General features: G+C 66.7%; 10 protein-coding genes. 3 read left to right on the top strand and 7 right to left on the bottom strand.

Features of this window, described 5'->3' with window-relative positions; translation table 11 throughout:
* Window position 1: 1 nt before the first annotated feature.
* The 6 genes from ABIC76_RS10765 to ABIC76_RS10740 all read right to left on the bottom strand — a co-directional run bounded on the left by ABIC76_RS10765 (window position 2) and on the right by ABIC76_RS10740 (window position 7,476).
* Window positions 2-1,159 (bottom strand): acyl-CoA dehydrogenase family protein, encoded by a 1,158-nt coding sequence (locus ABIC76_RS10765; protein WP_065860218.1) that lies wholly within the window; start codon window positions 1,157-1,159, stop codon window positions 2-4.
* 61 nt (window positions 1,160-1,220) lie between these two features.
* Entirely contained in the window at window positions 1,221-2,840 is a 1,620-nt protein-coding gene (locus ABIC76_RS10760) for an acyl-CoA carboxylase subunit beta (protein WP_354533956.1), read from the bottom strand.
* The gene (locus tag ABIC76_RS10755) at window positions 2,827-3,714 is read right to left on the bottom strand and encodes an SDR family oxidoreductase (protein ID WP_354533955.1); all 888 of its coding nucleotides are present in this window, start codon (window positions 3,712-3,714) and stop codon (window positions 2,827-2,829) included. Before ABIC76_RS10755 ends, ABIC76_RS10760 begins: the two co-directional genes overlap by 14 nt.
* Window positions 3,715-3,753: 39 nt before the next feature.
* Window positions 3,754-4,908: an acyl-CoA dehydrogenase family protein gene (locus ABIC76_RS10750; RefSeq protein ID WP_354533954.1), complete on the bottom strand. Its 1,155-nt coding sequence runs from the start codon at window positions 4,906-4,908 to the stop codon at window positions 3,754-3,756.
* Window positions 4,909-4,922: 14 nt separating this feature from the next.
* A complete protein-coding gene (locus tag ABIC76_RS10745) occupies window positions 4,923-6,695 on the bottom strand; it encodes an acyclic terpene utilization AtuA family protein (protein WP_354533953.1) in 1,773 nt (590 codons plus the stop codon).
* A 1-nt stretch (window position 6,696) separates the two neighbouring features.
* Window positions 6,697-7,476: an enoyl-CoA hydratase/isomerase family protein gene (locus ABIC76_RS10740; protein WP_354533952.1), complete on the bottom strand. Its 780-nt coding sequence runs from the start codon at window positions 7,474-7,476 to the stop codon at window positions 6,697-6,699.
* Between the two features lie 274 nt (window positions 7,477-7,750).
* Here ABIC76_RS10740 and ABIC76_RS10735 point away from each other — a divergent pair, with 274 nt between their 5' ends.
* From ABIC76_RS10735 to ABIC76_RS10725, 3 genes are read left to right on the top strand one after another with little or no spacing between them, the layout of a single operon-like run.
* Complete coding sequence (locus ABIC76_RS10735) at window positions 7,751-10,030, top strand: TonB-dependent receptor (RefSeq protein WP_354533951.1); 2,280 nt, start codon at window positions 7,751-7,753, stop codon at window positions 10,028-10,030.
* On the top strand, window positions 10,030-10,800 hold the full coding sequence (locus ABIC76_RS10730) for a tetratricopeptide repeat protein (RefSeq protein ID WP_354533950.1): 771 nt from the start codon (window positions 10,030-10,032) through the stop codon (window positions 10,798-10,800). Before ABIC76_RS10735 ends, ABIC76_RS10730 begins: the two co-directional genes overlap by 1 nt.
* Entirely contained in the window at window positions 10,791-11,474 is a 684-nt protein-coding gene (locus ABIC76_RS10725; RefSeq protein ID WP_354533949.1) for a Fe2+-dependent dioxygenase, read from the top strand. Before ABIC76_RS10730 ends, ABIC76_RS10725 begins: the two co-directional genes overlap by 10 nt.
* A gap of 18 nt (window positions 11,475-11,492) precedes the next feature.
* Here ABIC76_RS10725 and ABIC76_RS10720 read toward each other — a convergent pair whose 3' ends face one another.
* Complete coding sequence (locus ABIC76_RS10720) at window positions 11,493-12,419, bottom strand: alpha/beta fold hydrolase (RefSeq protein WP_354533948.1); 927 nt, start codon at window positions 12,417-12,419, stop codon at window positions 11,493-11,495.
* Window positions 12,420-12,542: the final 123 nt, after the last annotated feature.

The raw sequence follows: 12,542 nt of genomic DNA, 5'->3' as shown, positions 1-12,542 counted from the left end.
TTCAGCCCTTCTTGCCCGGCAGCGTGTTCATGTATTTGCAGATGATGCCGAGCATCACCTCGTCCGCGCCGCCACCAATGGAGCCCAGGCGCCCGTCGCGGTAATAGCGCGAGACCGGGTTGTCCCACGTGAAGCCCATGCCGCCCCAGAACTGCAGGCAGGCATCGGGCACGATGCGCGCGAGGCGCCCGGCCTTGAGCTTGGCCATCGATGCCAGCTCCGTCACGTCCTGCCCGTTGATGTACAGGTCGCAGGCTCGATACGTGAGCGCGCGCAGCGCTTCCACCTCCGTCTTCAGCTCGGCCAGCTTGAAGTGCACCCACTGGTTGTCGAGGAGGCTGGCGCCGAAGAGCTTGCGCTCGCGTGCGTACTCTGCGGTGGTCTCGATGCACATCGTCATCGTCGCCAGGCTGCTGGCCGCGGCCCACAGGCGCTCTTCCTGGAACTGCAGCATCTGGTACGTGAAGCCCTTGCCTTCCTCGCCGATGCGGTAGCGCTGCGGCACGCGCACGTCGTCAAAGTAGATGAGGCCCGTGTCCGACGAGTTCATGCCGATCTTGCGGATCTTCTTGCCGACCGACACGCCCTTCGTGTTCATCGGCACGATGATGAGCGACTTGTTGCGGTGGGCCGGGTCATCGGACGTGTTGGCCAGCAGGCACATCCAGTCGGCCTGCAGGCTGTTGGTGATCCACATCTTGCTGCCGTTGATGATGTAGTCGTCGCCGTCCTTGCGCGCGGTGGTCTTGATGCTGGCCACGTCGGAACCCGCGCTGGGTTCGGACACGCCCACGCAGGCCACCGCATCGCCGCTGATGGCGGGGGCGAGAAACTGTGCGCGCAGTTCATCCGAACCAAAGCGTGCGAGCGCGGGCGTCGCCATGTCGGTCTGCACGCCAATCGCCATCGGCACGCCGCCGCAGTGGATGTGCCCCAGCGTCTCGGCCATCGCCATCGCATACGAATAGTCGAGTCCCAGGCCGCCGAATTCGGTGGGCTTGGCGATGCCGAGAAAGCCCAGCTCGCCCATCTTCTTGAAGAGCTGCTTGGCAGGAAACATCTCGGCCGCTTCCCATTCATCCACGTACGGGTTGATGTCGCTGTCGATGAAGCGTTTCAGGTTGCGCTGCAGTTCCTGGTGTTCGTGGGTGAAGTGCATGGTGTCTCGCTCCGTTGTCCTGGTGTGCTGGGCTGTTTCGTGTATGGATTTCGGGATGGCGCTACGGGCGCGCAACGCCAAACTGGATCGGATGCAGCGTTCGCCTGCGCGCCTCGTCGCAGACGGACAGCACGCAGGCGAGCACCTTGCGCGTATCGCGCGGGTCGATCACGCCGTCGTCCAGCAGCCGGCCCGAAATGGTGAACGCGTCGGACTGCCGCTCGAAGGTGTCGATGACCTTGGCGCGCATCGCTTCGATGGCGTCGTGGTCGACGGTCTGGGTCTTGCGTTGCATGCTCGCGGCTATCACCGTCGCCATCGTGCCGGCGGCCTGCTCCGCGCCCATCACGGCCGTCTTGGCGTTGGGCCAGCTGAAGCAGAAATCCGGAAAGAAGCCGCGCCCCGACATGCCGTAGTTGCCCGCCCCGAACGACGCACCGCAATGCACGGTGATGCGCGGCACGGTGGCGTTGGCCATGGCCTGGATCATCTTCGAGCCATGCTTGATCATGCCGGCCTGCTCCGACGCCTTGCCGACGATGAAGCCGGTGGTGTTTTGCAGATACAGCAGCGGCGTGTCGGACTGGCAGCACGCCTGGATGAAGTGCACCACCTTGGTGGCGCCCGCCGGGTCCAGCGGCCCGTTGTTCGTGATGACGCCAACGCGCATGCCGCAGATGGCCGCATGCCCGGTGACGGTGCCGGGGCCGTAGTCGGGCTTGAACTCCAGGAAGTCCGACCCGTCTGCAATGCGTGCAATGACCTCGCGCATGTCGAGCGGTTTGCGATGATCGGTCAGTGCGATGCCAAGCAGTTCTTCGTCATCAAAGCGCGGCGGCGCATAGGGCCGATTCGCTGCAGGCACATCGCGGTTCCAGTCGAGCGCGGCAACAAGTTCGCGCGCAATGCGCAGCGCATCCGCATCGTCTTCGGCCAGGTATTCGGCCAGACCCGAAGTGGTGGCGTGCATCTCCGCGCCGCCCAGTTCCTCTTCGGTGGCGATCTCGCCCGTGGCGGCTTTCAGCAACGGCGGGCCGGCGAGGAACGCGCGCGCCCGGTCGCGCACCATCACCACGTAGTCCGACAGGCCCGGCATGTAGGCACCGCCTGCCGTGCTCGACCCATGCACCACGCTGATCACCGGAATGCCCGCCGCCGACAGCCGCGCGAGCCAGTAGAAGCCGCTGCCGCCGTGGATGAAGGTCTCCACGCGATACGTCAGCAGGTTGGCACCGGCCGATTCGACGAGGTGGATGAACGGCAGCTTCTGCTCCAGCGCAATGGCCTGCGCGCGCTGGAACTTCTCGATGCCCATCGGCTGCACGGCCCCGGCGTCGATGCCCGCATCGTCGACAATGATCATCGCGCGCACGCCGCTCACCCAGCCGATGCCCGCGATGAAGCCGCCGCCAGGAATGGAGCGCGCCGGGTCGGTGTGATCGAGGCAAAAGCCCGCCAGCGTCGACAACTCCAGAAACGGCGCGCCGGCGTCGAGCAGGCGGCCCAGCCGGTCGCGCGGCAACAGTTGCCCGCGTTGCTCGAAGCGCGCGCGCGAGGCTTCGGACTTGTCGCGCGTGCGGTTCTCCAGCGTGCGCAACTGGCCGACGCGCTCCGTGAGGGCAGCATGGTTCTGCCGATACGCGTCGCTCTGCGGCACGATGCGCGATTCAAGCGCCGGCATGGCGGTCCTCCTCGCCTTGCAGCACCTTGGGCGTCACGGCCAGATGAAAGCCGTTGAACGGCGCGGCGCCATGACGCGGTGCCGGCATCGGCGACCCGGCCCGCACGTTCGGCCGGCCGCCGTCCACGCGCAAGGTCGTGCCGGTAATGAAGCCCGCCGCTTCCGAGAGCAGATACACGATCGCCGAGGACACTTCCGCCTCGGTGGCAAAGCGCCCGAGCGGCACCGTCGACGGCATGCTGCGGATGGTCTCGGCCATCCATGGCGGATACGCGTCCATGCCCGACGACGCCACGTAGCCAGGCGCCACGGCGTTCACGCGCACGCCGTACTGCGCCCACTCGAATGCGGCCGTCTCCGTCAAGTTCACCATGCCTGCCCGCGCGGCGCCGGAGTGGCCCATGTTCGGCATGCCGCCCCACATGTCCGCCACGATGTTGACGATGGCGCCGCCGCGCTGCTGCATCGCCTGGTTCAGGCATTCGCGCGCCATCAGGAAACCGCCCGTCAGGTTCGTCTGCACCACCGCTTCCCAGCCCTTGGCCGAGATGTCCTTGAGCGGCGCCGGAAACTGCCCGCCCGCGTTGTTGACCAGCGCATCGATGCGGCCATGCTCGCCGTAGATTTGCGCGACGGTCGCTTGCACGGCAGCCTCGTCGCGGATGTTGCAGACGTAGGCGTGCGCGATGCCGCCAGCTTCGACGATCTCCGTGCGCACCGCCGCGAGCTTCTCTGCATTGCGCCCCACCAGCGCAACGGCTGCGCCCAGCGATGCCAACTCGTGCGCCGTGCACCGGCCGATGCCGCTGCCGCCGCCCGTCACCACCGCCACCTGCCCCTGGAACAGCCCCGGTCGAAAGACTGAGCGATACATGGTTCTCTCCCTGAATGCGCGCGTTAGGCCCTTAGGTCCTTAGGCCCAGCCGAGCTGGCGCGCGGCAAGGTCGCTGAGGATTTCCTCCGCGCCGCCGCCGATCATGTAGACCTTCACTTCACGATAGATGCGCTCCGACTTGGTGCCGCGCATGAAGCCCATGCCGCCGAGCAGTTGCACGGCCGTGTCGGCGCAGAACTGCAGGCTCTGCGTGGCGAAGTTCTTCAGCATGCACAGCTGTGCGACCGGCGCATCGCCGGCCTGCATGCGACGCATCAGGTCTTCAAGCAAGGCGCGCGTGGCTTCGATGCGCGTGGCCATCGCCACCAGCTTCTGGCGCGCCACCTGGTGCTGCACGAGACGCTTGCCGAAGGTTTCGCGCTGGGTGGCCCATTCCACGGCTTCGGTCAGGCACGTGCGCGCCAGGCCGTAGGCCTGCATCGCCAGCGCCAGGCGTTCGTGGTTGAAGTTGCGCATGACCAGCTCGAAGCCGCGGTTTTCCGTGCCGAGCAGGTTGCCGACCGGCACGCGGACATTGTCGAAATGCAGTTGCGCGGTGTCGGAACACCACCAGCCCATCTTGCTGAGCGGCGTGCGCATCAAGCCCGGCGTATCGCCCTCCACCAGCAGCACGGAGATGCCGCCTGCCCCCGCCCCGCCGGTACGCACGGCCACGGTGATGTAATCGGCGCGCATGCCGGAGGTGATGAAGATCTTGCTGCCATTGACGACGTAGTGATCGCCGTCGCGCACCGCGCGCGTGGTGAGATTGGCGACGTCCGAGCCGCCCGAGGGTTCGGTGATGGCGAGCGCGCTGATCTTCTCGCCCGACAGAATCGCCGGCAACACGCGCGCCTTCAGCTCGGCCGATCCCCCGGCAACAATGGGCGGCGCGCCGATCGTGTGGCTGAACAGCGAAGCGAGCAGGCCACCGCTGGCCGCTCGCGTCAGCTCTTCGATCATTGCCAGTTCAAGGAACAGGTCGCCCGGCGTGCCGCCGTATTCCTCGGGGAAACCGATACCGAGCAAGCCGAGATCGGCCGCCTCGCGATACAGCGCACGCGGAAACGTCTCGGCCTCTTCCCATGCATCGATGTGCGGCAGCACGGCCTTGTCGACAAAGCGGCGCACCGTCTCGCGAAACGTATCGTGATCGGCATCGAACAGCGCAGACGGCAGCAGGCCTGGAAACATGATCGCCTCGTCGATCAAAGGGGGTCGGCCGGCACGCGCACCGGCATCGTCAGCAGCACCTGCGCCATGCCCTTGCCGAGCGGGTCGTTGCGCAACGACGCCATGCCGCCACCGCCCAGCGCTTGCTCGCACGCGAAGTTGAGCGCGTGAATGCCGGGCAAGTCGTACCGCGTCACGCGCCCTTTCACGACGTGCGCGAGGTACGCTGCGACAGCCTCGGCGGTGAGTTGCGCGCGCAGCAGCGGCAGGTCTTCGGGCCGGCGCGCGATGACGCCGATGTTGGAGGTGTCGCCCTTGTCACCGCTGCGTGCGTAGGCGAGTTCGATGAGGGGCACTTCGCGCGTCGGGCCGGGCGGCAATGCGGTCGATGCCGGCACCGCAGCCGATGCTTCCAGCGCGGCGCCGCCCGTCGGCACCGCGATGTCGAAGCTCTCCTCGCCCAGTAACGTCACGCGCGGCTGCACGCGCGCCTTGTCGATCAGGAAGGCGTATTGCTTGATGGCCGGCACCACGCTTGGCCGCCCGCCGGCGCCGGTCGTGCCGGGCGCCCACGATGTGCCGGCTGGAGCGATTTCGCGCGCGAACAGTTCCAACGCCGGCTTGTTCGGATGCGTCACCGCCAGCCACATCACCGATTCAAAGCGGGGCGCGGTCGGCTGATGCGGCCCGAACAGATATGCCGAACCCAGCGTCTCGATATGCGTTGCGCTGTAGTCCGGCAGGCCGAGCTGGCGGAACAGGCCGCGCGTGCGCTCCAGAATCGCCTCGGCCGTGCGGCGCGCCTTGCGATCGGCATCGATGCCGACAACGGTGAGCTGACCCGTCGCGCGATAGCCGTCGGCATACGTTGCGCTCACCTTGTAATCGGGCGTCGGCGCGCGACCGCGTGGGCCGCGCACTTCGACGCGATGCTCGCCGGCCTGCGTCATCGTCACGTGCGTGAAGTCGCAGACGACATCGGGCAGCACATAGCGCGCGGGGTCGCCGATTTCGTAGAGCAGTTGCTCGCCCACGGTCGCAGGCGTCACCAGCCCGCCCGTGCCGTCGGGCTTGGTGACGATGAAGCTGCCATCGGCCCGGCATTCAGCGATCGGATAGCCGCTGTGCGCCCAGTCGGGCACGGCTTCCCAATCGGTGTGCAGGCCGCCCGCGCCCTGGCAACCGCATTCAAGGATGTGTCCGGCGAGGCTGCCGGCGGCGAGCCGATCGTAATCGTCGGTGGCCCAGCCGAAGTGGTGCATCAACGCGCCGAGCGTGACGGCGCTGTCGACGCATCGCCCCGTGATGACAACCTGCGCGCCGGCATCCAGCGCTGCCTTGATCGGCAATGCACCGAGGTACGCGTTGGCGCTCACCACCTTGTCGGGCAAGGGGCGGCCACTTTGCAGCTCGCGCACGCCTTCGTCGCGCAGCGCGGGCAGCAGCGGCGTGACGTCGTCGCCTTCCACAACGGCAATACGCACGCTGACGCCCAGCTCAGCGGCCAAGGCTTGCAGCGCCGCCGCGCATCCACGCGGATTCACGCCGCCCGCGTTGGCGATGATGCGGATGTTCTGCGCCAGCGCATCCTTGAGCACCGCGCGCATCGCCACGCCCACAAAGTCGGTGGCGTAACCCAGCTCGGGGTTTTTCATGTGCGCGCTGGCCAGCAGCGACATGGTCAGCTCGGCCAGGTAATCGAAGACGAGGAAGTCGATGCGGCCGGAGGCCACCAGCTGCAGCGGCCCGGTCACGCTGTCGCCCCAGAAGCCGCTGGCCCCGCCGATGGCAATGGTGTCCTTGCGCATGTCAGCGGCCCGTCCAGTTGGGCGCGCGCTTTTCGCGAAAGGCGGCCTGGCCTTCCTGCGCGTCTTCGGTCAGTGCAAACAGGCCGATCTGGCTTTCGGTAAAGGCCATGGCCTGTTCGAAGCTGAGTTGCTCGACGTGCTTGAGCGTGTACAGGCCGCGCCGGATGGCCGACGGCGATTTGTCGACCAGCCGCGCGAGCAATGCGTCGACTGCTGCATCCAGCGCTTCAGGCTCGGCGACTTCGTTGACGAGGCCGGCGGCGAGGGCGCGGTCTGCGTTCATCGGTTCGCCCGTCAGGCAGAGTTCATTGAGCACGCGACGTGGCAACTGGTGCTGCAGCACGGCCAGCACCTGGGCCGGAAACAGGCCGACCTTCACTTCCGGGAGCCCGAACGTGGCGCTGCGGCTGGCCACCGCCAGATCGCACATCGCCAGCAAGCCCATGCCACCCGCCATGCACGCGCCGTTCACGCGGGCGACGAGCGGCATGGTGCAGCGACGCGCCGCGCGAAACAGATCGGCCAGCGCCTGGTGGGGCTCGGAATAGTCGAAGCGGAACGATTGGCCGCTTTGCAGATCGGCACCCGCACAAAAGGCGCGCGTACCGGCGCCGGTCAGCACCACGGCGCGCACGGCGGCGTCACGGCTCGCGTCGGCCAGCGCGGCAGTCAGCGCTTCCAGCACGGCGGCGTTGATCGCGTTGCGGCGGTCTTCGCGCTGAATGGTCAGCCACAGCGCTTGGCCGCGCCGCTCGATGAGGAGTTCCGGGTCCGTGCTCACGCGACGCTCGCCTTGAAAAGGGAATTCGGTTGGAGAACCTGCCCGGCAATACTAAATCATTTGATTGAAAAAATGAAAGCGTTCGCGTGCCGCCGCCCTCAACAATTTTCTACAGCGCGGCCGAACCGTCGTAACCCCATGATTTATATGACGATCCCGCTGCAGCCGTAAGCAATTCGCCAGCTGACGCGTTGACTCGTTCACATGTAAACGATAACAATTCTCATTTACAACAAACATGTGACGAAAACTTTCAGGGGAGTGTCACCACGTCATGTCCGCAGCACAGATCGAACGCAAGCGCACCGAACATTCGGTGGTGGGTTACCTGACCGGCGCAATGAGCTTCGCCGTGGCTTCTGCACCGGCGGTGGCCGACACGAAGAAAGACGCCGTATCCGCCACCCTGCCCGAGCAGACCGTGACCGGCACCAACGGCTTCAAGGCGGATGCGGCCTCGGGCGGCAAATTCACCGCGCCGCTGCTCGATACGCCCAAGTCCGTCACGGTGATTCCCGCAGAGGTGTTGCAGGGCACGGGCTCCGTCACGCTCACCGAGGCGCTGCGCACGGTGCCGGGCATCGCGTTTGGCGCCGGCGAAGGCGGCAACCCCGTCGGCGATCGCCCGTTCATCCGCGGCTACGACGCGCAGGCCAGCACCTTCCTCGACGGGCTGCGCGACATCGGTGCGCAATCGCGTGAGATGTTCAACGTGGAATCGGTGGAAGTCATCAAGGGGCCGTCGGGCGCGTATGAAGGCCGGGGCTCTGCGGGCGGGGCGGTCAACATCGTCACAAAGACGCCGAAGCTGGAGCACTTCACCGAGGGCACGCTGTCGGTCGGCAACGCGGCGTACAAACGTGCCACCGTCGACGGCAACTACCAGATCGGCGAGCACGCGGCGTTCCGCCTGAACGCGATGGCGCACGACGCCGCTGTTGCCGGCCGCGACGTGACGAGCTTCAGCCGCTGGGGCATCGCACCGTCCATCGCCTTTGGGCTGGGCACGCCCACGCGGGCGACGCTGTCGTACTACCACCTGCAATCGAACGACACGCCGGACACCGGCATTCCGTACAACAACGGCACGTTCAACCGCCGCACCGATGGCCGCCCGCAGCTGTTCGGCCCCGGCGACGGCGCGCCCGTGAATGTCGACCGCAATGTCTACTACGGCCTGTCGCGCGACTTCCGCCGCGACCGCGTCGACATGGGCACCTTCACGCTGGAGCACGATGTGTCGACCGCGTTGAAGCTGCGCAACACCACGCGCGTCGCCCGCACCAGTCAGGACTATGTGTGGACGCAGCCCGACGACAGCCAGGGCAACATCTATTACGGCATGGTCTGGCGCCGCACCAATTCGCGATACTCGGTGGCCAACACCGTCGCCAACCAGACAGAAGCGACCGGCAAGTTCGACACCGGCGGCTTCAAGCACAGCTACGCGGCGGGTCTGGAGTTCTCGCGCGAGCGCAGCAGCAACGACACCTACGCCGTAGCCACCGGCAGCAATCGCTGCCCCAACGGCATCGGCGCGGCGGGCGGCTACAACTGCACCGATCTCTTCAACCCAAACCCGAACGACCCCTGGGCCGGCAGCATCAGGCTGAGCAACAATCCGGCAGAGACGACGGTGCGCACGCAGTCGGCCTACGTGTTCGACACGATCGAGCTGTCGCCGCGCTGGCAAGTCAACGGCGGGCTGCGCTTTGATCGCTTTTCCGCATCGGCCACCACGTCGGCGAATGCGCAAGGCGTGCGTTCGAGCTTCTCGCGCGATGACAACCTGCTGAACTACCAACTCGGCCTCGTGTTCAAGCCTGCGCAGAACGGCAGCATCTATCTGGCGTACGGCACATCGTCGACACCGTCGGGCTCGGTGGCGGGCCAGGGCGCCGATACCAGCGCGCTCACGCCGGACCGCTCGGGCAATCGCGGCGACGTGCTTGCCCCGGAAAAGAACCGCGCCTACGAACTCGGCACCAAGTGGAACGTGCTCGACAGCAAGCTGGCACTGACGGCCGCGATCTTCCGGATCGAGACGACCAACGCCCGCATCGCGCAGCAGGACGGCACCGCCGCCATGGCGGGCAACAAGCGCGTCGATGGCTTCGAGCTGGGCTGGTCGGGCGCGCTCACCAACCGCTGGCAGGTGTTCGGCGGTTACACGTATCTGAAGAGCGAACTGCGCAACAACGGCGGCGCGGGCGCAGCCTTTGGCGGCACCAACGGTACGGCCTTCCCCAACACGCCGAAGAACAGCTTCAGCCTGTGGACGACGTATCAGCCGATGCCGAAACTCACGCTGGGCGGCGGCGCGTATTACGTCTCGAAGGTGTGGGGCAGCGCCAACCCCGCCAACCCGAAGTGGGTCCCGGCCTACTGGCGCTTTGACGCCATGGCCGCGTACCGCATCGACAAGCACACCACCCTGCAACTGAACGTGCAGAACCTGTTCGACAAGGTGTACTTCAACCAGGCGTATGCATCGCACTACGCATCGCTGGCACCGGGCCGCACGGCCATCCTGACGCTGGGCATCCGCTACTGATGCCGGCTGACGCTGCAACCGCCACAGCCGCTGTCACCGCCACAGCCGACGCGGCGCTGGTCGATGCCATCCACGCCGTGCTGACCGGCCCCGCCGACCGCGCCGCGCGCTGGCTGGCGGCAGCCGCCCAGCGCGGGCACACGGAAGCGCAGGCCATCTTCGGCCAATGGCTGCTCGATGGCCGCGGTGTTGAACGCAACCCCGGCGAAGCGCTGTTCTGGTTCAAGACGGCCGCGCTGTCGGGCCACGCGATGGCCGCCAACATGCTGGGCCGCTGCTATGAGCACGGCTGGGGCGCGCCCGCCTGCGACAAGACCGCCACGCACTGGTACGCCCGCGCGGCCAATGCCGGGCTCGACTGGGGCCAGTACAACTACGCGACGCAGTTGCAACTCGGACGCGGCATCCCGGCGGACCGAGCCCGCGCGTTTGCACTCTTCAAGGCGGCGGCCGCGCAAGGGCACGCCAAGTCGATCAACGTGCTGGGCGGCTTCTATGAAGACGGCTGGGAGGTCGAGGCCGACCCCGTAATGGCCCTGCGCTGCTATCTGCGTGCCGCAGAGGGCGGAGACTTCCGCGGCCAGTTCAACGCAGCGCGCCTGCTCGCACTCGCCAACCGCGCAGACGACGCCCTCGCCTGGATGCAGGCCGTGCCCCGCACCGCCACACCCGCCTTTCTCGCGAAGGCACATGACTTTCTTGCAGGCCATCCCGATGCGCGTTTGCGTGCGCTGGCCTGCGTGCTGAACACCCCATCGCCATGTTGCTGAAGATTCCCGCCGTCCTCACGAAGGAACAGGTCGCGCAGTGCCGCGCCACGATCGACGCTGCCGAGTGGGTAGACGGCAAGGTCACGGCCGGCGCGCAGTCGGGCCACGTGAAGCACAACATGCAGCTGCCCGAAGGCTCGCCGGCTGCGCGCGAGGTCGGCACCTTGATTCAGGATGCGCTGTCCGCCAACACGCTGTTCTTTTCTGCCGCGTTGCCGCTCAAGGTGTTTCCGCCGCTATTCAACCGCTATGCCGGCGGCCAGACCTTCGGCAACCACGTCGACAACGCGGTGCGCCACCTGCGCGGCACGGATTTCCGCATCCGCAGCGACCTCTCCTGCACGCTGTTCCTGACCGAGCCCGAAGACTACGACGGCGGTGAACTCATCATCGATGACACCTTCGGCGAGCACCGCGTCAAGCTCGGCGCCGGCGACATGGTGCTCTACCCCAGCAGCAGCCTGCACCGCGTGACGCCGGTGACGCGCGGTGCGCGCGTGTGCTCGTTCTTCTGGCTGCAGAGCATGGTGCGCAGCGATGCGCATCGCACGCTGCTGTTCCAGATGGACACGGAACTGCAGCGGCTGATGGGGTTGCTGGGGCAGGACGATCCGTCCGTGATTGCGCTGACGGGGACGTATCACAACCTGCTGCGCGAATGGGCCGAAGCGTAGGTGGCCACTCAAGCCGCCTCAGGCGAAGTACGCGCGCATCTCCTTGAGCAACGCTTCGGGCGCCTCTTCCGGCACGTAATGCCCGCATGGCACCGTGCCGCCGCTCACGTCGTCCGCCACGGCTTTCCACAGCTCCAACGGCTTGAAGCAGCGCTGGATCACGCCGTGCTCGCCCCACAGCACACGCAGCGGCACGCTCACGCGCTTGCCGGCGTCGCGGTCAGCGCGATCATGTTCAAGGTCGATGGTGGCGGCGGCACGGTAGTCCTCGCACATGGCGTGCACGCACGCAGGTTCGCGCATGGCAGCGGCGTAGGTCGCCATGGCTTCGGGGGCGAACGGTTCCAGCCCCGCGTGGCGCAGGCCCATCAGTTTGCTGATGTAGAAATCGGGCGTGGCGTTGATCAGCGTCTCGGGAAACGGCGACGGCTGGATCAGGAAGAACCAATGCCAGTAGGCAGACGCAAACGCCATGTCGGTGTGTTCGTACATCGCCAGCGTGGGGGCGATGTCGAGCAGCATGGCGCGCTCGACGTGGAGGGGATGATCGACACACAGGCGATGCGCCACCCGCGCCCCGCGGTCATGCGCGCACAGCCGGAAGCAGCCGAAGCCGAGCGCGCGCATCACCTCCACCTGGTCCTGCGCCATGGTGCGCTTGCTGTATTCCGCATGCCGGGCGCTGCCGGCCGGCTTGGACGAGGCGCCATAGCCGCGCAGATCGGTCGCGACGACCGTGTAATCGCGCGCCAATTCATGCGCGACCTTATGCCAGATCACATGGCTTTGCGGATGGCCATGCAGCAACAGCAGCGGCGGCCCGCTCCCGCCGATCACCCCCGCGATCTCCACCCCGTTGGCCATCTGGCGGAACGGACGAAAGCCGGGAAACAGCGCGGCATCTGCGGCAGCGGTGGCGGCATCGATGGAAAGCGGCGTGGTCATGCGGGTCTCCGGTGATCGGTCGTGGTTGAAGTGATGCGTGGCGATTGCTCCGCATGCTAGCGCAGAGCAGGCACGCGCGTTGCGGAACCATTCCCTGCCGTTCTCTTCTTTTGATTTCCCCTG

The organism is Ralstonia sp. 1138 (assembly GCF_040544795.1).
GTDB classification, from domain to species: domain Bacteria; phylum Pseudomonadota; class Gammaproteobacteria; order Burkholderiales; family Burkholderiaceae; genus Ralstonia; species Ralstonia flatus.
The sequence above is the reverse complement of the archived record's forward strand: the minus strand, read 5'-3'. Positions and strand labels throughout refer to the sequence as shown.

Coding starts and splice junctions, on each gene's coding strand:
- ABIC76_RS10730 (WP_354533950.1), top strand. CDS start 10,030: ATGCCGGCTGACGCTGCAACCGCCACAGCCGCTGTCACCGCCACAGCC.
- ABIC76_RS10755 (WP_354533955.1), bottom strand. CDS start 3,714: ATGTATCGCTCAGTCTTTCGACCGGGGCTGTTCCAGGGGCAGGTGGCG.
- ABIC76_RS10720 (WP_354533948.1), bottom strand. CDS start 12,419: ATGACCACGCCGCTTTCCATCGATGCCGCCACCGCTGCCGCAGATGCC.
- ABIC76_RS10760 (WP_354533956.1), bottom strand. CDS start 2,840: ATGCCGGCGCTTGAATCGCGCATCGTGCCGCAGAGCGACGCGTATCGG.
- ABIC76_RS10750 (WP_354533954.1), bottom strand. CDS start 4,908: ATGTTTCCAGGCCTGCTGCCGTCTGCGCTGTTCGATGCCGATCACGAT.
- ABIC76_RS10745 (WP_354533953.1), bottom strand. CDS start 6,695: ATGCGCAAGGACACCATTGCCATCGGCGGGGCCAGCGGCTTCTGGGGC.
- ABIC76_RS10735 (WP_354533951.1), top strand. CDS start 7,751: ATGTCCGCAGCACAGATCGAACGCAAGCGCACCGAACATTCGGTGGTG.
- ABIC76_RS10725 (WP_354533949.1), top strand. CDS start 10,791: ATGTTGCTGAAGATTCCCGCCGTCCTCACGAAGGAACAGGTCGCGCAG.
- ABIC76_RS10765 (WP_065860218.1), bottom strand. CDS start 1,159: ATGCACTTCACCCACGAACACCAGGAACTGCAGCGCAACCTGAAACGC.